Here is a 23,231-nt window from a genome sequence, read left to right as displayed (position 1 = left end):
ATCCCGCGAAAGAGGAGAACTTGAATGAACGTGCATTCCATCAAATCGCGCCTCGCCATGCTGGCGGTCGGCACTGCCCTTAGCCTGTCGCTGACGTCTGCCGCGGCCGTGTCGGACGACAAGGTCTCGATCGCCGTCAACACGATGCAGATCTTCTCGTCGCTCGATCCGGCCAAGGTGACCGACTATACCGGCTACATGGCGATCGTGAACCTGTATGACGGTCTGACCACCGTCAACCCGTCGGGCGAGATCGTGCCGCATCTGGCAAAGTCCTGGGAAATTTCCCCCGACGGCCTGACCTACACTTTCCACCTGCGCGATGATGCGAAGTTCCAGGACGGCACGGCGCTCAAGGCTTCCGACATCGCCTGGTCGGTGAAGCGCCTGATCGGCATCAACAAGGGCCCGTCCAACCTCGTCGTCGGCCTGATCAAGCCGGAAAACATCACCACACCGGACGATGTGACGGTTGTCTTCAAGCTTGAACGCCAGTTTGCGCCGTTCATGTCGGTTACCCCGATCTTCATGGCCTTGAACCAGAAGCTGATCGAGGCCAACACCACGGCCGAAGACAAGTGGGGCGAAACCTATGTCGGCGAACATTCCGCCGGTTCCGGTCCTTACAAACTGGTCAGCTACAACCGCTCGGCTGATATGGTCATCGACCGCAATGCCGACTATTTCCTCGGCTGGACCAAGGGCAAGCCGATCGACGAAGTGCGCTTCGTTCAGACCAGTGACGATGCCACCGTCAAGGCGCTGGCCGAAAAGGGCGAACTTGGCCTTTCCTCGCATGGTCTCGGTAACGATACCTATGAGGCGATCGGCAAGATGGACGGCTACAAGCTGATCCAGACCCGCACTGCCGGCGGCTTTGTGATCAAGCTCAACACAAAGGTCTATCCGACCGACGACGTGCATGTGCGCCGCGCCATCGCTTATGCAACCGACTACAAGACCATTCAGGAAGTCATCTATCCGGGCTTCGACATGAAGGGACCCTTGTCGGACGCCTTCAAGGACGCCCATAATGACGGCATCGAGCCCGGTGTGTTCGACCTTGAGAAGGCCAAGGAAGAACTGGCCAAGTCGAAATATGCCGGCCAGAAGATTACGCTGGTGAACAGCTATGTCGCCTCGCTCGCCTTCGAGGCGGAAGTGGCGCTGCTGCTGCAGGCCAATCTCGAACAGATCGGCATCACGCTCGACATCAAGCCGGAACCGTGGAACCGCATCGTCGAGCTCTCCGCCAAGCCGGAGACGACGCCGGCCTCGACCCAGGTCAACGTCTCGCCGAGCTACCCTTCGCCGGATTCGATGTTCTACAATCAGTATCACTCCAAGGCTGCCGGCACATGGTGGTCGATGGAATGGTTGCAGAACCCGGAAATCGACGCGCTGATCGACAAGGCACGTGGCGAAACCGATGTGGCTGCCCAGAACGCCACCTACAAGGAGTTGCAGACCAAGATCGCGGAACTGCAGCCCGACGTCTGGGCCGTTGCGCCGAACCGCCGTTACGGTGCCAACAAGTGCCTGCAGGGTTATGCCTTCATTCCGATGCAGAGCTGGGATCTGAACTTCTCCAACTTCCATTGGGATTGCAACGCGAACTGATCCTCGCGTCGAACCAGGAAAAGCCGGTCCCGCCCATGCGGGGCCGGACCCACCCTGTAACAGCGCCGGTTGCCCCGACGACAAAGAGCCAGGCCGCAAAATGTCAGCTTGCAGCATGCCGCACGGTCGATCGATCGCGTGCGGCGTTGCATGAGCGAAGGTGATACATGCTTCAGGAATTCGCCGAAGAAAATATCGAACCACTCGCCACCGGCGCGTGGATCCTGGGAACCGGGGGCGGGGGCAATCCTTATATCTCGACCCTCAATCTCCGTCGCCTTTATGCTGAAGGCCGCCGAGTCCAACTCATGGATCCGATGGCGCTTGAGGATGACGACATGGTGGCGGTCGTGTCGAAGATGGGTGCGCCGCTGGTCGGCCAGGAACGTCTCGGCGATCCCGTCCATCTCGCTCGGGCGGTCGAGGTGATGGAAGACTATCTCGGCAAGCCGTTCCGCGCCATCATGAGCGTCGAGATCGGCGGTTCGAACGCGCTGTCGTCATTTCTCGCGGCCGCCATGCTTGACCGCCCCGTCGTCAATGCCGACGCCATGGGGCGTGCCTATCCCGAAGCGCAGATGACGTCGTTTGCCATCGGCAACCTGCCAATGTTCCCGCTGTCGCTGGTCGATGTGCGCGACAATGAGGTGATCGTGACGCGTGCCGCTTCTTGGAAATGGATGGAGCGCATCTCGCGCAAGGTCTGTACCGAGGTCGGCTCGACGGCCGCCACCTGCAAGGCACCGCGCACCGGGCGCGAGGTGAAGGATTGGGGTATCCATTATACCGTCACCAAGGCGGTCGAACTCGGCCGTGCGGTCATCGAGGCGCGGGCGCGTCACGACGATCCGGTCAGGGCCGTGCTCGATCACGAGGGCGGCAAACAGCTGTTTTGCGGCAAGGTCATCGATGTTGCCCGCGAAACGACCGGCGGATTCCTGCGCGGCACGACGCTGATCGAAGGCATCGACGCCGACAAGGGGACGCGCATGGAACTCGGCTTCCAGAACGAATGGGCCGTGGCGTTTCGCGATGGAAAGCCGGTCGCCATGACGCCCGATCTCATCTGCCTTCTCGACACGGTATCCGGAAGTGCGATCGGCACCGAATCCGTGCGCTATGGCCAGAGGGTGACCGTCGTTGCCCTGCCTGCGCCGGCGCTTTTGACCTCGCCTGCGGGCATCGCGGCCGTCGGCCCCAGGGCCTTCGGTTATGACATTGACTTTACATCGGTATTCTCATGAAACGCATCGGCATTGACGTTGGCGGCACCAATACGGATGCCGTGCTGATTGACGGCGACACGATCCTGTCCTCGATCAAGGTTCCGACCACGCAGGACGTGATGTCGGGTGTGAAGGCGGCGCTCGCGCACGTGACCGGCCCTGTCAGATCGACCGATCGGCCGATCGATGCGGTGATGATCGGCACCACCCATTTCACCAATGCCGTGGTCGAGCGCGCCCGGCTGGAGCGGGTCGCGGCAATCCGCATCGCGCTGCCGACCGGACGGTCGTTGCCGCCGATGTGCGACTGGCCGGACGATCTTCGCGCATCTGTCGATCCGATGATCTTCATGGTGCATGGCGGTCACGAGTATGACGGCAGTCCGCTCGTGGCGATGATTCCCGACGAAATTCGCGAAGCGGCGATGAAGATCCGCGATGCTGGCATCACCTCGATCGCGATCTCGGCCACGTTTTCACCGCTGACCACCGAATGCGAGGTCGGGGCCGCGGAGATCGTCCGTTCTGTGATCCCGGACGCGAAAATCACCCTGTCGCACACGCTCGGCCGCATCGGCCTGCTGGAACGAGAGAATGTGGCACTGCTGAATGCGGCGCTGCAATCGCTCGGTCGCACGACGGTGCACGCGTTTTCGGATGCCCTGCGCGAGGCGGGGGTGACGGCGCCGTTCTATCTGACGCAGAATGACGGCACTGTGGCGCTTGCCGATGTCGCAGCGGCAAACCCGGTGCACAGCTTCGCCTCGGGTCCGACCAATTCGATGCGCGGCGCGGCCTTCCTAACCGGACTGACCGATGGCATGGTCGTCGACGTCGGCGGCACGACGTCGGACATCGGCTGCCTTGTCGGTGGCTTTCCGCGGGAAGCCAACAATATCGTTCATATCGGTGGGGTGCGCACCCTGTTCCGCATGCCGGACCTTCTGCCGATCGCGCTTGGCGGCGGCACGATCATCGATCCGGATACCGGCAAGATCGGGCCACGCTCGGTGGGGTACCGGATCCTGAGCGAAGCTCGTGTATTTGGCGGCGATACGCTGACGACGTCGGACATCGCGGTCGCCGCGGGGCTGATCGAGATAGGCGACCGGGACCGGGTGAAGGACCTTGATCCGGCGTTGGTCAAGGCGAGCCTTGAGCGCATCCGCGCCATGGTCACCGACAGTTTCGACCAGATGAAGACCTCGGCCGAAGACGTCCCTTTGATCGCCGTTGGCGGCGGTGCCTTCCTGATCCCCGACCGGATTGCCGGGGCGTCGGAAGTCCTGCGTGTGGAAAACGCCGGCGTCGCCAATGCGCTGGGTGCTGCGATGGCGCAGGTCTCCGGCGAGGTGGACCAGGTGTTTTCGGGCTTGAGCCGCGACGAGGCCCTGGCGAAAGCCGAGACTGAGGCGCAGGACTCAGCCGTTGCCTCCGGTGCAAGCCGGGCAAGCCTGAAGACGCTTGAGGTCGAGGATATCCCGATCGCCTATCTGCCCGGCGGCGCACGCCGGGTGCGGGTGCGGGTGATCGGCGACATCGCCTTCAACTGGGACGATGCGCCCGGTGCCCACCACCGGGCGTTTGCCAATATGCATTTGCATGAGAGCACGATCAACCCGGATGATGCCGGTCGACCCGTGCCATGACCATTGGAGCAGGACATGAAGAAAATCGCACTGGCCATTCATGGCGGCTGTGGCGTCATGCCGGAAGACAGCATGACGGCTTCAGACTGGGAGGCGGCCCGCAACGATCTGGCGGCAGCGCTCGGGGCCGGTTATGCCGTGTTGCAATCGGGCGGTCGGGCAGTCGATGCGGTCGAAGCCGCCGTCGTGGTGATGGAAAATAGTCCGCATTTCAATGCCGGCCATGGCGCCGCGCTGAACGAAAATGGCGTGCATGAACTTGATGCCTCGATCATGGATGGGGCAACGCTTGGGGCTGGCGCCGTCTCTGCCGCGCTTGCGATCCGCAATCCGATCAAAGCCGCCCGCCGTCTGATGGACGATGGCCGTGCGGTTCTTTTGACCGGTGCGGCTGCCGACCGTTTTGCCGAGGCGAACGGTTTGGCGACGGAGCCGCAATCGTATTTCACCACGCAGAAGCGTGTCGAGGCGCTGGAGGCGATGAAGGCGCATGCCGCCGCCGGGACCGACGGGACCGAAAACGAGAAACATGGCACGGTCGGTGCCGTGGCTCTGGATGCGGCCGGGCATCTGGCGGCCGCGACCTCCACGGGAGGCTATACCAACAAGCCCGAAGGGCGGGTGGGCGACAGTCCGATCATCGGCGCCGGCACCTATGCGCGCGACGGCGTCTGTGCTGTGTCTGGCACCGGCAAGGGCGAGTTTTTCATTCGGCACGTCGTGGGGCATGAAATCGCCAGCCGCATTGCCTATCTTCGGCAGGACTTGAAAACGGCAGCGGGGGCTGTCGTGAACCATGACCTTGCCGTCCACGAGATTGGAGCGGGGCTGGTCGCGATCGATGCGGAAGGCGAGATCGCGGCGCCCTACAATACGCCGGGCATGTTTCGTGGCTGGGTGATCAGCGATGGCAAGGCCTTTGTCGCCACGCATGAGACAATCTACGAGGTCATGGTATGACGGAGGCAAGCATGAGCGATGGCATGACCAAGATTCCGGTCTTTGACGGCCACAACGATATCCTGTCCCGCCTGATGCGCGAAGGACGTGAAGGCGCTGAAGAGCGGTTCCTTACTGGTCAGACGGGTGTGCATATCGATCTGCCACGCGCCCGACAGGGCGGACTGGCAGGCGGCCTTTGCGCGGTCTATGTTCCTTCGCCCGGCATGGCTCTCGATGCCGATGGCGATCTGCCTCGCGTGGAACGACAGTCCGCACTGGATCAGACTGTGGCGCAGGCTGCCTTGCTGCGGCGGATCGAGGCCCGGTCGGACGGAAAGTTCACGATCTGCACCTCGGTCGCCGATATTCACACGGCGATGGAAAACGGCCGCTTTGCCGCGGTGTTCCATATCGAAGGGATCGAGGCGGCGGAACCGGATCTTGATCTCATCCACGTGCTTCACGCCGCAGGTCTGCGCACGCTTGGACCCGTCTGGAGCCGGCCGAACATCTTTGCCCACGGGGTGCCTTTCCGCTTCGGCCACAGTCCGGACATCGGACCGGGATTGACCGACAGTGGGCGCGCGCTCATTCGGCTGTGCAACCAGCTGAAGATCATGGTGGATCTGTCCCACATGAACGATGCGGGCTTTTGGGATATCGCGAAGATTTCGGATGCACCGCTGGTCGCTTCGCATTCGAATGCGTTTACGATCTGCCCGCACAGCCGCAACGTCACCGATCGGCAACTCGACGCCATCCGCGATACCGGCGGCCTGGTCGGTTTGAACTTCGGCGTCAAATTCCTTCATCCCGAGGGCAGGGCAGACAGTTCCATGGATCTTTCGATCATGGTGCGCCATGTCGAATATCTCGTCGAACGGCTGGGCATCGACCATGTCGCGCTGGGTTCGGATTTCGACGGCACCCTGATCTCGAACCGGATCGGCGACGCGACTGGCCTGCCGCACCTGCTCGGTGCGCTCCGGACGGCAGGTTTCGATGACGAGGCCCTGACGAAGATCGCCCATGCCAATTGGCTTGCGGTGCTGAAGCGAACCTGGGGGGCGTGATCGCTGGCGACAGCCGTCGAGAACCCGGTCCAGAGCAAGCATCTCCTCCGCTTCGCTGCCACCTCGCCAAGCCGCACGTTCTTTTGCCGATATGAACTGAAGTACCCTTTGTGTCGTCGGGATCGAGGTGACAACGACCATAGTCGTCTGCCGCCGCTTCCTTCAACGCGCCATCGCAGATCCGCGATCATCGACATTTTCGACCAACCACCCAAGGACATCACGGCGGTCGTTGCGAGTTGTCCCACGATCGCCGATGGACAGGTGCCACTGGCGCGCATTTAAGCGCGGAAGACAATTCCACCTAAAAAATAGTCAAAACCCACATTTCGGTCATTCGTACGCAGCCGAAAGCCAGCGTAAATGGCGCTGGCATGGGATTTGCATATGACTGTTTTGACCGTTGTGACGGTTTTGTGAACTTCGCTTCTACAAGATATAAGGGGAACCGATGACCAACGAACTCAATCGACGCCGCTTTCTGCAGGGCGCCGCCGGCGCTGCGGCAGCTGCCGGCTTCCTGCAGATCGATCCTGATTTCTTCATATCGTCCGCCTATGCGCAGTCCGGCAAGGTCATGACCTTCCTGTCGGCTGAAAACATCACCGGCAACTGGGACCCGACGGCCCATACGACGCTCTCGCAAAAGAACATCGAAGGCTTCGTCATGGGTTTCTTACCCGTTCGCCGATGACGCTCGAAAATCCCGGCGAGGTCGTCTACGAGCTTGCCACCGAGATCAAGTTGCTTGATCCGCACCGCCTGCAGATCAAGCTGCGCGAAGGCATCGTCTTCCACGACGGCAAGCCGTTCAAGGCTGAAGACGTCAAGGCGACCATCGAATATGGCGCGCTACCGGATCGCCCGGCACAGTGGTATCCGGGGCCGACCGAAACGCTGACCATCGAGACGCCCGACGACTACACCGTGATCATCGACACATCAAAGGGCAACTACCCGGCGCATCTCTTCATTTTCCTCGCCTCCTTCCTGCCGATCATGTCGGCCACGGATGTTGCCGGCGGCCCGGGCGGCCCGCTGTCTCAGCGGCTCAACGGGACCGGCCCGTTCAAGTTCGTCGGTCAGAAGGGCAATGACACGGTTATGGAAGCCTTCGACGGCTATTTCAAAGGCAAGCCTGCCATTCCGGGCATCAACTTCACCTTTACCGGCGACTCCACGACACGCATGCTGTCGCTGATGAACGGCCAAGCGTCGATCGTCGAGCGCCTCGAGCCGGAACAGGTCACGACGCTCGAAGGTAACGACAAGATCGCCATCAACAAGGTCGTGTCGGTCGAGAATAAATATCTCTGGTTCCGTTGCTCGAAGAAGCCTTTCGACGATCCGCGCATCCGCATGGCCGCCTGCCACGCCATCGACCGCGACATGATCCTCGAGGTCCTGGGGTCCGCCGGCCACGCATCGAGCAATTTCGTCTCGCCGGTCAAGTTTGGCTATGTCGATCTCGAAAACTATCCGAAATACGATCCTGAAAAGTGCCAGGCGCTGCTCGCCGAAGCCGGCTTCCCCAAGGGCGAGGGCCTACCGCCGCTGGAATATATCACCTCCGTCGGCTTCTATCCGAAGACCAAGGAATATGGCGAAATCATCACCCAGATGCTCAACGAACAAGGCTTCCAGGTCAGTCTCACCGTGCTGGAGCCGGCTGCCTGGAACGAGCAGCTCTATCACCGCCCCGGCGGCGGTCCCGGCCATATGGTCGATTGCGGCTGGTCGACCGGTTCGCCCGAACCGGATCTGGTTCTGCGCACCCATTTCCATTCCACCTCGCACCGCATCTGCGGCATCGAGGACAAGGACATCGATGCCAGCCTCGACAAGGAACGCAACGCAGGCACGCTCGAAGAACGCCAGGCGATCCTGCAGACCGAGACCATGCCGCTGATCGCCTCGAAGATGCCGTCGCTGTCGCTGTTCACCTCGGTGATGATCCACGCGATGCAAAAGGATCTGGCCGGCCTCTACATCTATCCCGACGGATCGATGGACGCCTCCAAGCCTGCGGCTTGATCTCGACCGGACACCGCCGCCGTTGGGCTGGCGGTGTCCGGAGCCTGAACGCTCGCATCGGAGTTGGCATGTTCGTTTTCAATTTTCTGCTACGGCGCCTCGTGCAGGGGGCCGTCATCATCTTCCTGGTTTCGCTGCTGATCTTCACGCTTCTGCGCGTGGTGCCAGGCGATCCCGTGCGCTTGATGGCCGGCGGCATGGCGCCCGAGGCGTTGATCGAAAAGATCGCGACCGACATGGGGCTGCGCGACCCGATCATCGTCCAGTTCGGCCGTTATATGAGCGGTGTCGTCCAGGGCGATCTCGGCGAATCCTTCGTGCGTCCGGCCAATGGCGCGGCGACCGGCGGTGCCAGCTTCAACGATACGACGCGCGGGGAACGCGCCAAGGTCTTCGACCTGATCTTCGACGCCCTGCCGATGACGCTGCAGCTTGCCGCCGTGACGCTGGTGATTGCCATCCTGTTTTCCGCCGTGGTCGGGATTGCCGGGGGACTTGCGCCAGGTCGCTGGCCCGACAAGGTGGCCTTCTACATTTCCTCGATCTTCATTTCGCTTCCGAATTTCTGGCTCGGGATCGTTCTCGCTTTGCTGTTTTCCGTCAAGCTCGGCTGGCTGCCGGCCATCGGCTACCAGGGATTTTCCTATACGTTCCTGCCGGCCATCGTATTGGCGGTGGAACTGTCACCGGTGCTGATCCGCACGCTGGTCAGTTCGGTCTCGGCGCAGATGATGGAGCCTTATGTTGCCGTCGGCCGCGTCCGCGGGCTTGGCCGCCATCGGATCATTGCCAATCATGTCTTGCGCAATGCGTCCGTGCCGCTGCTCAATCTGCTCGGCGTGCAGTTCTCAAGCCTGATCGGCGGCGTGATCATCGTCGAATACATCTTCGACTATCCGGGCCTCGGACTGCTCACCATCAATGCCGTGTTGCAGCGCGACTTTCCGCTGATCCAGGGCATCGCGATTGTCACCAGTGCCATCTTCGTCATGATCAACATTCTCGTCGATCTTGCTGCAACCTCCATCGATCCGAGGCTTGAATATTGATGTCCATGACCTCCGCAACCCCAGTGCCTGCGCGTGCCGTCTCGGCGCGTGCCTCGCAATCCATCGCCCAACGGGTGTTTTCCAAGGCCTCATCGACGCCGGGCTTTCGCATTGGCCTGTCGATCTTCGTCCTGCTCGTGCTTGCCGCAATCTTCTATCCGATGCTGAGCAGCATCGACCCGACCAAGATGGACGTCAAAGCCCGTCTGGTCGCGCCGATCCTTCTCGGTGAAAAATGGAGTTTCGCCCATCCGCTCGGCACCGACCAGATCGGCCGCGACATGCTGGTCCGCTCGCTGGTCGGCCTGCGTTACTCCTTCCTGATCGGCGTTGCCTCGGTCGCGGTCATGCTGTTCATCGGTTGTGCGCTTGGCACCATCGCAGGCTATTTCGGCGGCCGAACCGACGCCATCATCATGCGGCTCACCGATGCGCAGCTGTCGATCCCGATGATCATCCTGGCGATCTCGGTTCTCGGCGTATCGCGCCCGACCATCCCGGCGATCATCCTGGTGCTCGGGCTGTCGAACTGGCCGGTCTATGCCCGCATCATGCGCAGCGTCGTCATGACGGAAAAGCAGCGCGAGTATGTGCGGGCCGCCAAGCTCAGCGGATCGACCAACCTGCGCGTCATTGTCATGCTGCTCCTGCCGCTGCTTCTGCCACCGGTGCTGTTCACCTCAGTGCTCGATGTCGCCCGCATGATGATCTTCGAGTCCATCCTCGGCTTTCTCGGTCTCGGCGTGCAGCCGCCGACGCCGACCTTCGGCAACATCATCGCCGACGGGCGCAAATACCTTCTGAATGCCTGGTGGATCGCCACCATGCCCGGCGTCTTTCTCGGCCTGACGCTGACATCGATCAATCTGATGGGGGCGTCCTTCGAGAAAGCCCGCAATGCGGTTCATGGAGGAGCAGAATGATGACCACTCCACTGCTTGCCGTGAAGAACCTGACTGTAGCCGCGGGACGTGGCGCGGATGCGCCTGTCATCATCGACGCTCTGTCGCTGACCCTGGCACCGAGCGAGATCGTCGGTGTGGTCGGCGCCAGCGGCGCCGGCAAGACCGTACTGTCGAAGGCGATCGTCAACTGGCTGGAAGCGCCGCTTTCCGTCCGGTCAGGGGAGGTGATGTTCGAGGGCAAGAATATCCTGACGATCCCGGAAGACGAGATGCGCGGCCTGCGCCGCCGCATCGCCTATGTCGGCTCCAATCCGATGGGAGCGCTTGATCCGACACTGCCCGTCGGTGCGCAGATCGTCGAGAAGCTGCGTGCCGTCATCCCCGGCACGTCCCGGGCCGAGGCTGAAAAGCGGGTGATTGCGCTTCTGGATGCCGTGCGCATTCCGTCAGCTGCCAGTCGCTTTCACGACTATCCCTCCCAGTTCAGCGGCGGCATGATGCAGCGCGCCCTGATCGTCGATGCGCTGGTGACCAATCCGGCACTTCTGGTGGCCGACAATGTCACCCAGCCGCTCGACGTCACCGTCGCAGCCCAGGTCATCCGGCTGATGAAGGAGCTGGTTGCCGAGTTCAACACGGCGGTGCTCTTCGTCTCGTCGTCTCTTCCGGTTGCGCGCGAAGCCTGTTCGCGCATTCTGGTGATGGAAGCCGGCCGGATTGTCGAGGAACAGATGACCGAGGCGCTGGTTACGACCCCAACTTATGCCTATACGCGCGAACTGGTCGAGCAGACGCCGAAGATCTGGGCCGAGACCGTGCCGATGCCGAAGCTTGCCGATGACCGACAGGTTGTCGTCAGCCTGCGCGATACCTCGCAGATCTATCAGGTGAAGAAGCGCAGCGGCCTGGGCGGCGTCAATCAGGTGCGTGCCGTGCGCAATGTCACCTTCGACATCAGGCGGGGCGACAGCTTCGCCATCGTCGGCGAATCCGGCTGCGGCAAGTCCAGCCTGATGCGCCTTCTCAGCCGGCTAGAACTGCCGAGTTCCGGGCAGGTGCTGTGCAAGGGTGAGGATATTGCCGGGCTGCGTGGCAGCGCGCTGCTGAAATTTCGCAAGACATTGCAGATGGTGCTTCAGGATCCGTTCGGATCTCTGCCGCCGCGCACAGCCGTTGGCCGGATGCTGGAAGATCCGCTGCGCACCCATGGCTGGCGCGATGCCGCAAAGATCAAGGAACGCGTCCTGAAGGTGATGACCGACGTCGGTCTGCTCGAGACGCTTTATGAGGAGCTGCCGCTTGGACTGAGCGCCGGCCAGCGCCAGCGCATCAATGTTGCCCGCGCCCTGGTGCTGGAGCCGGAGATCCTGATCATGGACGAGACCTTGTCGGCGCTCGACCAGGCGGAGCAGTTCAAGCTTCTCGATCTCTTCCAGAAGCTCCAGGTCGAGTATGACCTGACCTACATCTTCATTTCGCACGATCTGGCCATGGTGCGCAAAGTCTGCAACCGCGTTGCGGTGATGTATCTCGGCGAGGTGTTTGAGCTTGCCGACAACGATCGTTTGTTCTTCGATCCCGGCCATCCCTATACAAAGGCGCTGCTGAGCGCCATGCCGACGCTCGAAGAGCGGCGCTATCGTCCGGAGGATTGCCTGCTCGAAGGCGAACCGCCCAGCCCGATCAACATCCCGCAGGGGTGCAGCTTCAAGTCGCGCTGTCCGCATGCCATGGAGATCTGCGGGCAAAGCAGTCCTGTTCTGACCGTTCGCGGGACAACGGATTTTGCCGCATGTCATCTGGTCAAGCCGGTGATCGACGTGGATGGTGGCAAGGTTGCCCTTCGGGCGATCATGGGCTGATCGTGGTTGACCCAGGGCGCAAGCGGCATTGACGGTTTGCCGGATGAAATGGATCGGGGGGAAAGGGAACAGCATGAGTTTTACTGAACATCGACTGAAACTGATTCTGGAAAAGCTCAAGCAGAACCAGCGTGTCAGCGTGAATGCCCTCGTCGCCGAGTTGCAGGTCAGTGCCGAATCGATCCGCCGGGACCTGAAGGAGCTGGAGGCGCGCGGTTATGCCAGGCGCGTCTATGGCGGCGCAGTGGTCGATCAGCAGGAGACCGACCAGCCGTTTGCAGAACGCTTGCGCGTCAGCGCCCGTGAGAAGGCTCGCATCGGCGAGGCCGCCGCCGGTCTCGTCAAGGATGGCATGAAGATCTTCATCGACACCGGCACGACGACGCTGACCTGCCTCAGGCACCTCGAAGAGCGCAAAGACGTGACGATCGTCAGCAATTCGATTGCGGTTGCCGCGCATTTCTTCAACAGGCCGGAGGCGAGCGTCAGGGTTCTTGGCGGGCGGATGCGCGCCGATTATCAGGCGACCTACGGCCACGAGACCGTCGCGGCGCTGAAGGAACATTTTTTCGATCTCGCCATCATTGCCATCAGCGCCGTGCACCCCGAGCGGGGGTTCATGGATTTCGGCGAAGACGAGGCCGTGCTGCGCCGGATTGCCCGCGCCCAGGCCAGCCGCTCGGTGATCGTTGCCGATAGCTCGAAGTTCGGTCGTCTCGGCTCGATACACACGCTTCGGCTCGACGAGATCGATGCGGTGGTGACCGGCGGCGTGCTCTCCAAGGAATTTTCAGACCAATTCAGCCAATCAAATGTGGACATCATACATGCCTGACACGACATCTCCGCACCGTACCGCACCGATCAATCCGGACCGCCTCCAAGGGATGATGGAGGCGATCTCGACCTTTGGCGGTGGACCGGATGGCTCGATGAACCGTTTGACGCTGTCGGAGGAAGACGGCAGGGCCCGCGATTGGCTTGGCTCATGGTTCAAGGCCAACGGTTTTGTCCAGGCGGTCGATGCGATCGGTAATCAGTTCGGTTCGATGGCATTGGCCGGCGCCAACGCACCGGTCGTGATGGTCGGCTCGCATATCGACAGCCAGCCGAACGGCGGTCGCTTCGACGGCCCGCTCGGCGTCATCGCGGCATGCGAGGCGATCCTTGCCGTCAGTGAGCGACTGAAAGCGGAAAACCGTCTGTCCGCCTGCAATTTCAAGGTGGTCAACTGGACCAATGAGGAGGGCGCACGCTTCCAGCCGAGCCTGCTCGGCAGCAGCGTGTTTTCGGGTGCCGCCGATCTCGACTGGGCGCTCGACCGCGTCGATGGCGACGGCATCTCGGTTCGCGATGCGCTCGACGCCATCGGCTACGCCGGTCAGGATAAGGTAGCCATTCCCGATGCGTTGATCGAATTGCACATCGAGGGCGACGTCTGGCTCGACAGAGCCGATGAGACATTTGGCATCTTCACCCGCTTCTGGGGCGCCACCAAATATCGTCTCGCCTTTCTCGGCCGGCAGGCCCATACCGGCGCCACACCGATGGCCGACCGCAAGGACGCCCTGTTGGGTGCTGCATACCTGATGGCCGATCTCAAGGAGTTGGCCGGCTACTATGGTCTTGAGCTGCACACATCGGTGGGCCGTCTCGAAGTCTTTCCGAACTCCCCCAACACCGTTCCGTCTGAAGCGGTGCTGTTCATCGAATTGCGCTCCAGTTCGCCGGAGATCCTGGCGCAAGCCGAAGAGACGATGTTGCAGAAGGTGAAGGAAGCCGCAGAGAGAGCCGGCATCGGCTACGAGGTTCGCTCGATCGATCGGCGCAAGGCGGGCAGCTTTTCCAAGGGGCTGATTGCGCTGGCCGAAACTGCGGCTGCGGCCTATGGCCAGACATCACGCCATCTGGACACGATCGGCGGCCACGATTCCGTCGCCATGTCGGCCGTCTGCCCGGCGGTCGTGCTGGCCGTTCGCAGCCAGAACGGTGTCATCCATCATCCGACCGAATTCACCACGCCGCAGGATCAGGCTTTCGGTACGCAGGTTCTGGCCGACATGCTCTACGCGCTGGCTTGCGACGGCGTCGATACGGTGCAACTCAGTGAGGCGGCTGAATGACGACACCAGCTCCATCGCAGACAGTTGTCGAGGCCCGCGTCGAGGCTGCCATAGCGGCCTTTGCGGATCTCGACCCGGCCACCACCCTCTATCGCCCCGCCTTGCCAGCCGTGGCGTCGCCCTCCTATCACGCTGTCGAATCCGACAGCTTCGACGTGGTGGCGGATGGGGGGAAGAGGCGCCTGTTTCTGAGACTTGGCGCCGACGAAGTCGCCGATCTGGTCAATGACGAGATCGCCTTCCTGGCCGCGACCCGGCTTGCCGATCTCGGTTTTTCACCCCGGCCGCTTGGCCGCAGCGCAGCGCAGCGCGCGGTGTTTTACGCCTCGCTCGACGCGCCATGGCGAGCGGCCAAGATTGACGACCTGATGCAGGACGAACCGGCTGCGCGATTGATCGCAATGCAGAAGACCATCGCCTCGGGTGTGTCCTTCGGCCGGTCCTGGTCGGTGTTCGACGGTATCGACCAGCTCTGGGCATTGCTGCAGGCGGCGGACGCCACGCTGCCCGACGATGCCGGCTGGTTGTTGCGCGCCATGGCGCCGATCCGTGATGCCATTGCCGCCGCCGGCGTCGATCTCAAGCCGGCCCATGGCGATCCTCATTCTTCCAACGTGATGATCGGTCCTCACGGCGCGCTGCAACTGGTCGACTTCGACATGGCCGGTGACATCGACCCCTATTACCAGCTCGGCGTGCATATGAACGAGCTCTTCCAGTTCGAAAGCCAGATGAAGCCGCTGCTCGAGATGCATGATGGTCATGTCTCCGACCGGGCCTTCAATCGTTGTCGCCTTTATGCGGCAGCCGACGATCTCTATTGGGCGCTCCGCGGCAGCCTGTTGGAGATCCGTTCGCCGCGCCGCAGCGTCGAGTTCCTGAAATATGCCCAATGGCGCTTTCTTCGTTGCCGGATGCTGGTCGGGCGGCCGGGTTTCGAAGAACTCATTCGCTCACTATGACGGGAGGGATCACCATGAACGAGATCGGCATGGGCATATCCGAAGCCGAAAGGGCCGTCGAAGCCGCAATCGTCACGGTTGCGGCCTGGAGCGGCAAGCGTTTGCGCTATCGCGCGGTGCTCGGCGGCATCAGCAATACCAATTTCCAGATCGAGGTCGAAGACGACCCGGTTCGCTATTTCCTGAAGGTCCCGGGAAAAGGCACGGAAATGTTCATCGACCGCAAGGCGGCCGTTGCGGCCAGCAAGCAGGCGGAAGAGATCGGCATCGGGCCGATGACCTTCGACTATCTCAATCATCTCGATATCGAGATCGCCGAATTCATCCAGGGCCGCCGGCCCTCGACCCATCGCGACTTCTCGGATCCGGCCATTCGCGGCGAGGCGGTCAGGGCCTATCGGCGTTTTCACCAGGCGCCGGCCTTGCCGCTGACCAAGACCGTCTTCGACATGATCGACGAACACGATGAGCAGGTCAGGCAACTCCGCGGCTACCAGCCGCCGGACCACGCCTGGCTGCGGCGGCAGTATCTTGAGGCGCGCGCGGCGTTAGAGGCCTCCGGGCTCGATCTGGCTGCCTGCTTCAATGACCCGATGCCCGGCAATTTCCTGATCGGCGATGACAAGTCCATCATGCTGATCGATTTCGAATACGCCTCGAACAATGAGCGGCTCTACGACCTGGCGATCTGGAGCGGCGAGATGTTCTTCTCCGAGCAGATCGACCGCGAGATCATCGAGGAATATTTCGGCCGCTACGACACGGCGCATCATGCGCGCTTCATCGTGCTGAAGGCTCTGGCCGACATCAAGTGGAGCACCTGGGCGATGGTGCAGAACCGAATCTCCACGCTCGATTTCGACTTCTACAAATACGGCATTTGGAAACACATGCGCGCCCGCTCGATCATCACGGATCCGCGCTGGCCGAGTTTGCTGAAGACGCTCTGATGACCATGCCGAGAGACGTTCAATCCATGGCGGGTTCCTATCTCGCCTTTGCCAACGAGATGGCCGATACGGTCGGACCTTTGGCGCGGTCGTATTTCCGGACGCCGCTCGACATCATCTCGAAGCTTGACGAAAGTCCGGTCACGGTGGCCGATCGCACCATCGAACTCAAGCTGCGCGAACTGATCACTGCCCGCTTTCCCGAACACGGCATCATCGGCGAGGAGATGGGACCGAAAGCAGGGGACGATCTGACCTGGGTCGTCGATCCGATCGACGGCACGAAGAGCTTCATCACCGGCTTTCCGTTGTTCGGCACCTTGATCGCGCTGGTCCATCGGGACAGACCCTTCTGTGGGCTCATCGATATTCCGGCGACCGGCGAGCGGTGGGCTGCATTGCCGGGGGCGACGCAGTTCAACGGCAAACAATCGCGGACGAGCGGCTGCGAGGCGTTGCAGGATGCCCGATTTTATACGACATCGCCGGATATGTTCACAGGCGCGCAGAAGGAGCCGTTCGAGCGCCTGTCGCGTGCCGCCAAGATCAGGAGGTTTGGCGGCGATTGCTATATCTATGGCCTGTTGGCATCGGGCCATATTGACCTGATCCTCGAGACAGGGCTTTCTCTTTACGACTACATGGCTCTTGTGCCTGTGGTGATCGGCGCGGGAGGCTGCATCACCGACTGGGACGGCAAGGAGCTGACACTGCATTCCAAGGGAGGAGTACTCGCTTCAGCAACGGCCGAACTTCATCGGCAGGCGCTGGAAACCCTTAATCTGTAGGACTCCCATCATGGCATACAGCACGACGATCGAGCGAACCCGGTTTCGCTTCCGCGATCTCAAGGACCTCCTTGCCAAGGCAACACCGGAACGATCGGGCGATCAGCTTGCCGGCATCGCGGCGGCCGGCCCGGTCGAGCGACTGGCGGCGCAGATGGCGCTGGCCGATCTTCCGCTGAAAGCATTCCTGGCCGAGGAGGTCATTCCGTCCGAGTGCGACGAGGTCTCGGCGCTGATTGCCCGGCAGTTCGATGCGTCCGCCTTTGCGCGGGTCAGTTCGTTGACGGTCGGCGAGTTTCGCGAGTGGCTGCTGATGCCTGAGACGGGACAGCGGCAGCTTGAGGCGATCACCTATGGTGTCACCCCGGAAATGCTGGCGGCCGTGTCGAAGATCATGCGCCTGCAGGATCTGATTGCGGTGGCGGCCAAGCGTCAGGTGGTGACGCGCTTTCGCAACACGATCGGTCTTGCCGGACGATTGTCGACCCGCAACCAGCCGAACCATCCGACCGACGACAGCCGCGGCATCGCCGCTTCGGCGATCGACGGCTTGCTGATGGGCTCCGGCGATGCCGTGATCGGCGTCAATCCGGCGACCGACAGTGTCGAGGATTACGTGCGGATCGTCTCGCTGCTCGACGAAATCCGCGACCGCCTGTCGATCCCGACGCAGACCTGCTGCCTCGGACACGTTACGACGGCGATCCAGGCCGCCGAGGCCGGCGCACCGATCGACCTGATGTTCCAATCCGTCGCCGGATCGCAGAAGGCCAATGAGGGCTTCGGCATCAATCTGGCGCTGCTTCAGGAGGCGCAGGACGCCGCGCGTTCGCTGAAGCGTGGGCTTCCCGGCGCCAACCTGATGTATTTCGAGACGGGGCAGGGGGCAGCCCTGTCGGCCGATGCGCATTTCGGCGTGGACCAGCAGACGATGGAAACCCGTGCCTATGCCGTTGCGCGCGCCTTTGATCCGCTGCTGGTCAATACGGTGGTCGGCTTTATCGGCCCCGAATATCTGTTCAATGGCAAGCAGATCATCCGCGCCGGGCTTGAAGATCACTTCTGCGGCAAGCTGCTCGGCCTGCCGATGGGCGTCGACGTCTGCTACACCAACCATGCCGACGCCGATCAGGAGGATATGGATACGCTGCTGACATTGCTCTGCGCGGCCAATGTCAACTTCGTCATCACCGTGCCCGGTGCCGACGATATCATGCTGAACTATCAGTCGCTTTCGCATCACGATGCCGTCTTTTGCCGCGAAACCCTGGGCCGCCCGCCGGCACCGGAGTTCGAGACATGGCTGCGTGACATCGGGCTGACCAATGACGCCGGTGCGCTTTCCGGCGCGCCCGCAATGCTGACGGATTATTTTTCGGGGGCTGCTCTTGTCTAAATTCCACGCCACGGACCTGCAGAACGACTATCATGCGGCACCAGTCGACCTGACCGACATGACCGATGCGCGCGTATCGCTCGGGCGTTTCGGCTCCGGGGCGCCGACCAAGGCGCTGCTGGCCTTCCAACTGGATCATGCGCGCGCCCGTGAGGCCGTCTGGTCGACTGTCGATGAGGCCGGGCTGAGAGGCGAGCTTGAAGCGCTGGGGCTGACGGTCGTGTCGGTCGAAAGCATGGCGCCGGATCGCAGCAGCTACCTGCGCCGGCCGGATCTGGGCCGCAAGCTGTCATCGGCTTCGGTCGAGCGGCTTGCGGCGGTGCCCGATCAAGCCAAAGGCTGCGATGTGGTGATCACGGTTGGCGACGGGCTTTCATCGAGTGCCGTCGATATCAATGCCGTTGCCCTCATCAAGGAACTCGTGGTCCTCTTGCGCGGACGTGGCTTGACGCTCGGACCTCTTGCCGTGGCACGCCAGGCCCGCGTGGCGCTGTCCGACGAAATCGGCGAGATCCTTGGCGCGAAGATGACGATTGCGCTGATTGGAGAACGTCCGGGTCTTTCCGCGGCAGACAGTCTTGGCGTGTATATCACCTACGGACCCCGCGTCGGTACGGCGGATTCCCGGCGCAATTGCGTGTCGAATATACGCGAGGGTGGACTGTCGATGGAACCGGCGGCAGCCACGATCGCCGGGCTTGTCTTCGGCATGGCCAACACCGGAGTGAGTGGTGTGGGCCTCAAGGAAGCATTGGCCAGGCTGGCCGCCAACACGTCGGACGGATGATTCCGTAACCTCCACACTGCCGTAGTCAAGGCGATCGTGCGTGGGGAGGCTCATGCGGGCGTCTATCCCTGCTTCTTCAATCCTGTTTTTGGGAAATGTAAGGCCCAGCGTACCGTTGGCCAGGGCGAGATACGGGGATTTCGCCTGTGAAACCGGGATGGATTGCATGAGCTTTATGCCCCTCTCCGCTGGGTCGTGCTCCGATCCGGCGCAACTCTGCGACCTGTTTTTTCGCATCTGATGAAATTAGATGCACCCCGTCTTCGAGTTCAACTTTTAAGCAGAAAATCTTCCTTCTTGCTTGACAGCCACCGAGAGGTGGAGTCAGGATTGGGCATCGATATATCGGTATATTGCTCACTCGATGTGTCGCAAAGTGACGTCCGCAGGCAACCATAAATCCATAAGGGGAATTTCCATGCGACGACTGCTTTCTGCATCTTTTGCCCTCTTGCTGACCACGACCGCTGCAATTGCGCAGCCCGTTTCCGGCGGGAAGGTCAATCTCATTGTCCAGCCCGAGCCTCCAGGCCTGATGATCGGCATCACGACCAATGGTCCGAGCCTCGCAGTTGGAGGCAACATCTTCGAAAGCCTCCTCAGATACGACGAAAAGCTCCAGCCGAAGCCGGCTTTGGCAAAGAGCTGGACAATTTCCGAAGATGGCCTGATCTACACGTTCGTCCTGCAGGACAATGTCGTCTTTCACGACAGCAAGCCGATGACATCGGCCGACGTGCTGTTTTCCGCCAACGATTTTCTGATGAAGACGCAACCGCGTCATCGCAACACGATGGCCCGTGTGGAAAGCGTCACGGCACCGGACGAGAAGACCGTCGTCTTCAAGCTGAAGCAGCCGTTCGAGCCCTTCATCCGCTCGTTTTCCTTCGGTGCAATGCCGGTCATTCCCAAGCATATCTATGAGGGTACGGACTACGCCACCAACCCGGCCAACGAGAAGCCGATCGGCACCGGCCCCTTCAAGTTCGCCGAATGGAAACGGGGCAGCTTCATCAAACTCGTCAAGAACACGGACTATTACCTGAAGGGCCAGCCCTATCTTGATGAGGTCTTCTACCACATCATCCCGGACGGAGCCGCGCGTGCCGTTGCCTTCGAGACGGGAACCGTGGACATCCTGCCGGGCGGCTCGGTGGAGAATTTCGATATTCCGCGCCTTTCGCAGTTGGCCAACACTTGCGTCACCGAAAAAGGTTGGGAGTATTTCTCGCCGCTGTCCTGGCTATGGCTGAACAATCGGACTGCACCGATGGACAATCCAAAATTCCGGCAGGCGATCATGTACGCGCTCGACCGTGAATTCGCCAGGGACGTGTTGTGGAACGGCTACGGCAAGATCGCAACCGGCCCCTTCTCGTCGAAGCTGCCCTTCTACACCGACGCTACCCCTAAATATGCGCATGATCCGGACAAGGCCAAGGAATTGCTGGCGGAGATCGGCTACGACGGCAAGCCGCTCAAACTGCTGCCGCTGCCCTATGGCGAGACCTGGCAGCGCTGGGCCGAAGCGGTCAAGCAGAACCTCGCAGACGTGGGAATTCCCGTCGAGATCGAATCGACTGATGTCGCCGGCTGGAACCAGCGCACCGCAAACTGGGAATATGACATTGCCTTCACCTTCCTCTACCAGAATGGCGATCCGGCGATCGGCGTGGAGCGCAATTACAAGACCGCGCAGATTTCCAAGGGCTCGCCCTGGAACAATGTCGAAGGTTACAGCAATCCCGAAATCGACACGCTGTTCGACGAGGCTGCGGTGGCGTTTCCCGCATCCGAACGTCAGAAGATCTACGATGTCATCCAGTCCAAGCTTCAGGACGACGTCCCTGTCGCGTGGCTGCTCGAGCTCGGTTTCCCGACGATCTACAATTGCAAGTTCCAGGATGTCGTGACGACCGCAAACGGTCTGGCGGAATCGCTGCGCGACACCTGGATCAAGAACTAGGCACAGGCCAGGTGGAGCTCGTCTTCGCCTGATCGCCCTTGGACGCGGAACTGAGAGCTATTCCAGCAAAAGCTGGCCGGGGAGTATTCATGTTGAGGTTTGTCTCGGGACGATTGCTGAGAGCAGTCTTGATTCTGATCTGCATAACCATCCTCAATTTCTTCCTGATCCATGCCGCTCCCGGAGACCCCGCAGCGGTCATGGCGGGGGAGGCAGGGGAAACCGATGCGATGTTCCTGCAGCAATTGCGCGAACGCTTTGGGCTCGATCAGCCGCTCTACGTGCAGTTGTGGGTGTATGTCTCATCGGTTCTGCAGCTGGATCTCGGTTACTCCTATCGTCAGCAGCTGCCGGTCATCCAGTTGATCGGGGAGCGGTTGCCGGCAACCTTGCTGCTTTCGCTTTCGGCCTTTGTCATCTCGCTGGGGCTTGGGGTGCTGGCCGGAGCCTTTGCATCGGCCAGGCAGGGAAAGTGGGCCGATACGATCATTTCCTTCGTGGCACTGATTTTCTATGCCACGCCGCTGTTCTGGCTTGCCCTGATGGCCGTTCTGCTGTTTTCGGTGCAACTGGGCTGGTTGCCCGGCTTCGGATACGAGACGGTCGGGGCAAACTACACGGGCGTCGTGCGTGCCCTTGATATCCTGCAGCATCTGATCCTGCCGGCCATGACGCTCGGGCTCTTCTTCATGGCCGTGTATGCCAGGATGACACGGGCATCGATGCTGGAAGTCAGCCGGCTTGATTTCGTCAAAACCGCCAGGGCTAAGGGGCTGCGTCCGGGTGTGATCCAGCGCCGGCATGTCTTGCGCAATGCGCTGCTGCCGGTTGTAACATTGGCCGGTCTCCAGGCCGGACAGCTTGTCGGAGGTGCGGTGCTGATCGAGACGGTCTTTGCCTGGCCGGGCATTGGCCGGCTGATGTTCGATGCGCTTTCACAACGCGACTACAACCTTCTTCTCGGCGTGTTCGTCATCTCGGCCGCGATGGTGCTGCTGTTCAACCTCATCACAGACGTGCTCTATCGCCTCGTCGATCCCCGCATCAAGGTGACGTCATGACGGATTTCTGGACGCGTTTTTCGCAAAACCGCGGCGCCGTGGTCGGTCTGATCATTCTGATCGCGGTTATCATTCTCTCGTTCTCCGCACCGTTCATCTTCACGCGCTCGCCCTGGGCCATGGTGCAGCGGCCATTCATTCCGCCCTTCACCATGGATGCCTTCATTCTGGGCACAGATCCGATGGGCCGCGATCTGGCCGCGGGCCTTGCCCATGGTGCCGGCATTTCCCTGCTGGTTGGCTTCGTTTCCACCGTTGTCGCGCTGTTGATCGGCATCCCGATCGGTGCGGTCGCCGGCTATTTCGGCGGCTGGGTGGACGATGTGCTGATGCGCTTTACCGAGTTCTTCCAGAGTGTGCCGAGCTTCGCGCTGGCGGTGGTGCTGGTGGCGATCTTCCAGCCATCGATCACCTCGATCGTCATTGCCATTGCCGTCGTGTCGTGGCCACCCGTGGCACGGCTGTTGCGCGGCGAGGTGATGTCGCTGCGATCGCGAGAATTCGTCGAGGCTGCCATTCTGTCGGGGCAGACCCATGCGACGATCATCTGGCGGCAGATCCTGCCGAATACGCTGTCGCCGATCATCGTGCTGGCCTCGATGATGGTTGCCGCGGCAATCCTGATCGAAAGCTCTCTGTCCTTCCTCGGGCTTGGCGATCGCAACATCATGTCCTGGGGTTATATCATCGGGGCCGGGCGCACCGTCATCCGCCAGGCCTGGTGGGTCAGTTTCTTTCCCGGACTGGCGATCCTGTTGACCGTTCTCGCGCTCAATCTGGTGGGAGAGGGATTGAACGACGCCCTCAATCCACGCCTTGCCCGCAAGGGGAAATAGAC

Annotated in this window: 17 protein-coding genes and 2 pseudogenes; all 19 read left to right on the top strand. The window is 61.3% G+C overall.

The annotated features are described in order from the left end of the window. The first annotated feature begins 24 nt into the window (after window positions 1–24). A complete protein-coding gene (locus HFC70_RS21180; protein ID WP_168475286.1) occupies window positions 25–1,620 on the top strand; it encodes an ABC transporter substrate-binding protein in 1,596 nt (531 codons plus the stop codon). Between the two features lie 167 nt (window positions 1,621–1,787). Next, window positions 1,788–2,864 (top strand): DUF917 domain-containing protein, encoded by a 1,077-nt coding sequence (locus HFC70_RS21175; RefSeq protein ID WP_168475285.1) that lies wholly within the window; start codon window positions 1,788–1,790, stop codon window positions 2,862–2,864. Then, a pseudogene (locus tag HFC70_RS21170) lies at window positions 2,861–4,396 on the top strand (hydantoinase/oxoprolinase N-terminal domain-containing protein); the annotation flags it as partial. The gene HFC70_RS21175 and the pseudogene HFC70_RS21170, both read left to right, overlap by 4 nt. 114 nt (window positions 4,397–4,510) lie before the next feature. Beyond that, entirely contained in the window at window positions 4,511–5,455 is a 945-nt protein-coding gene (locus HFC70_RS21165; protein WP_168475284.1) for an isoaspartyl peptidase/L-asparaginase family protein, read from the top strand. Between the two features lie 11 nt (window positions 5,456–5,466). Then, on the top strand, window positions 5,467–6,510 hold the full coding sequence (locus HFC70_RS21160) for a dipeptidase (RefSeq protein ID WP_168475283.1): 1,044 nt from the start codon (window positions 5,467–5,469) through the stop codon (window positions 6,508–6,510). A 451-nt stretch (window positions 6,511–6,961) separates the two neighbouring features. After that, a pseudogene (locus HFC70_RS21155) lies at window positions 6,962–8,544 on the top strand (ABC transporter substrate-binding protein). 68 nt (window positions 8,545–8,612) lie between these two features. Further along, window positions 8,613–9,593, top strand: coding sequence for an ABC transporter permease (locus tag HFC70_RS21150; RefSeq protein WP_168475282.1), 981 nt, complete (start codon window positions 8,613–8,615; stop codon window positions 9,591–9,593). Further along, window positions 9,593–10,516 (top strand): ABC transporter permease, encoded by a 924-nt coding sequence (locus tag HFC70_RS21145; RefSeq protein ID WP_168475281.1) that lies wholly within the window; start codon window positions 9,593–9,595, stop codon window positions 10,514–10,516. The genes HFC70_RS21150 and HFC70_RS21145 overlap by 1 nt, the downstream gene beginning before the upstream one ends. After that, complete coding sequence (locus HFC70_RS21140; protein ID WP_168475280.1) at window positions 10,516–12,360, top strand: ABC transporter ATP-binding protein; 1,845 nt, start codon at window positions 10,516–10,518, stop codon at window positions 12,358–12,360. Before HFC70_RS21145 ends, HFC70_RS21140 begins: the two co-directional genes overlap by 1 nt. A 73-nt stretch (window positions 12,361–12,433) precedes the next feature. After that, complete coding sequence (locus HFC70_RS21135; protein ID WP_168475279.1) at window positions 12,434–13,195, top strand: DeoR/GlpR family DNA-binding transcription regulator; 762 nt, start codon at window positions 12,434–12,436, stop codon at window positions 13,193–13,195. Next, window positions 13,188–14,483: a Zn-dependent hydrolase gene (locus HFC70_RS21130; protein ID WP_168475278.1), complete on the top strand. Its 1,296-nt coding sequence runs from the start codon at window positions 13,188–13,190 to the stop codon at window positions 14,481–14,483. The genes HFC70_RS21135 and HFC70_RS21130 overlap by 8 nt, the downstream gene beginning before the upstream one ends. Continuing rightward, window positions 14,480–15,445: a phosphotransferase gene (locus tag HFC70_RS21125; RefSeq protein WP_168475277.1), complete on the top strand. Its 966-nt coding sequence runs from the start codon at window positions 14,480–14,482 to the stop codon at window positions 15,443–15,445. Before HFC70_RS21130 ends, HFC70_RS21125 begins: the two co-directional genes overlap by 4 nt. A 14-nt stretch (window positions 15,446–15,459) precedes the next feature. After that, entirely contained in the window at window positions 15,460–16,395 is a 936-nt protein-coding gene (locus HFC70_RS21120) for a phosphotransferase (RefSeq protein ID WP_168475276.1), read from the top strand. Further along, window positions 16,395–17,183 carry a histidinol-phosphatase gene (gene hisN / locus HFC70_RS21115; protein ID WP_168475275.1) on the top strand — a complete coding sequence of 263 codons (789 nt, stop codon included), beginning with the start codon at window positions 16,395–16,397 and terminating at the stop codon, window positions 17,181–17,183. Before HFC70_RS21120 ends, hisN begins: the two co-directional genes overlap by 1 nt. Window positions 17,184–17,193: 10 nt before the next feature. Then, on the top strand, window positions 17,194–18,579 hold the full coding sequence (locus tag HFC70_RS21110) for an ethanolamine ammonia-lyase subunit EutB (RefSeq protein WP_168475274.1): 1,386 nt from the start codon (window positions 17,194–17,196) through the stop codon (window positions 18,577–18,579). After that, window positions 18,572–19,366, top strand: coding sequence for an ethanolamine ammonia-lyase subunit EutC (gene eutC, locus HFC70_RS21105; RefSeq protein ID WP_246735892.1), 795 nt, complete (start codon window positions 18,572–18,574; stop codon window positions 19,364–19,366). The genes HFC70_RS21110 and eutC overlap by 8 nt, the downstream gene beginning before the upstream one ends. Before the next feature lie 418 nt (window positions 19,367–19,784). Further along, window positions 19,785–21,332 carry an ABC transporter substrate-binding protein gene (locus HFC70_RS21100; protein ID WP_168475273.1) on the top strand — a complete coding sequence of 516 codons (1,548 nt, stop codon included), beginning with the start codon at window positions 19,785–19,787 and terminating at the stop codon, window positions 21,330–21,332. 89 nt (window positions 21,333–21,421) lie between these two features. Next, entirely contained in the window at window positions 21,422–22,393 is a 972-nt protein-coding gene (locus HFC70_RS21095) for an ABC transporter permease (RefSeq protein ID WP_168475272.1), read from the top strand. Then, window positions 22,390–23,229: an ABC transporter permease gene (locus tag HFC70_RS21090; protein ID WP_168475271.1), complete on the top strand. Its 840-nt coding sequence runs from the start codon at window positions 22,390–22,392 to the stop codon at window positions 23,227–23,229. Before HFC70_RS21095 ends, HFC70_RS21090 begins: the two co-directional genes overlap by 4 nt. Window positions 23,230–23,231: the final 2 nt, after the last annotated feature.

Source organism: Agrobacterium sp. a22-2, from assembly GCF_012276985.1.
Lineage (GTDB): Bacteria > Pseudomonadota > Alphaproteobacteria > Rhizobiales > Rhizobiaceae > Allorhizobium.
The sequence above is the reverse complement of the archived record's forward strand: the minus strand, read 5'-3'. Positions and strand labels throughout refer to the sequence as shown.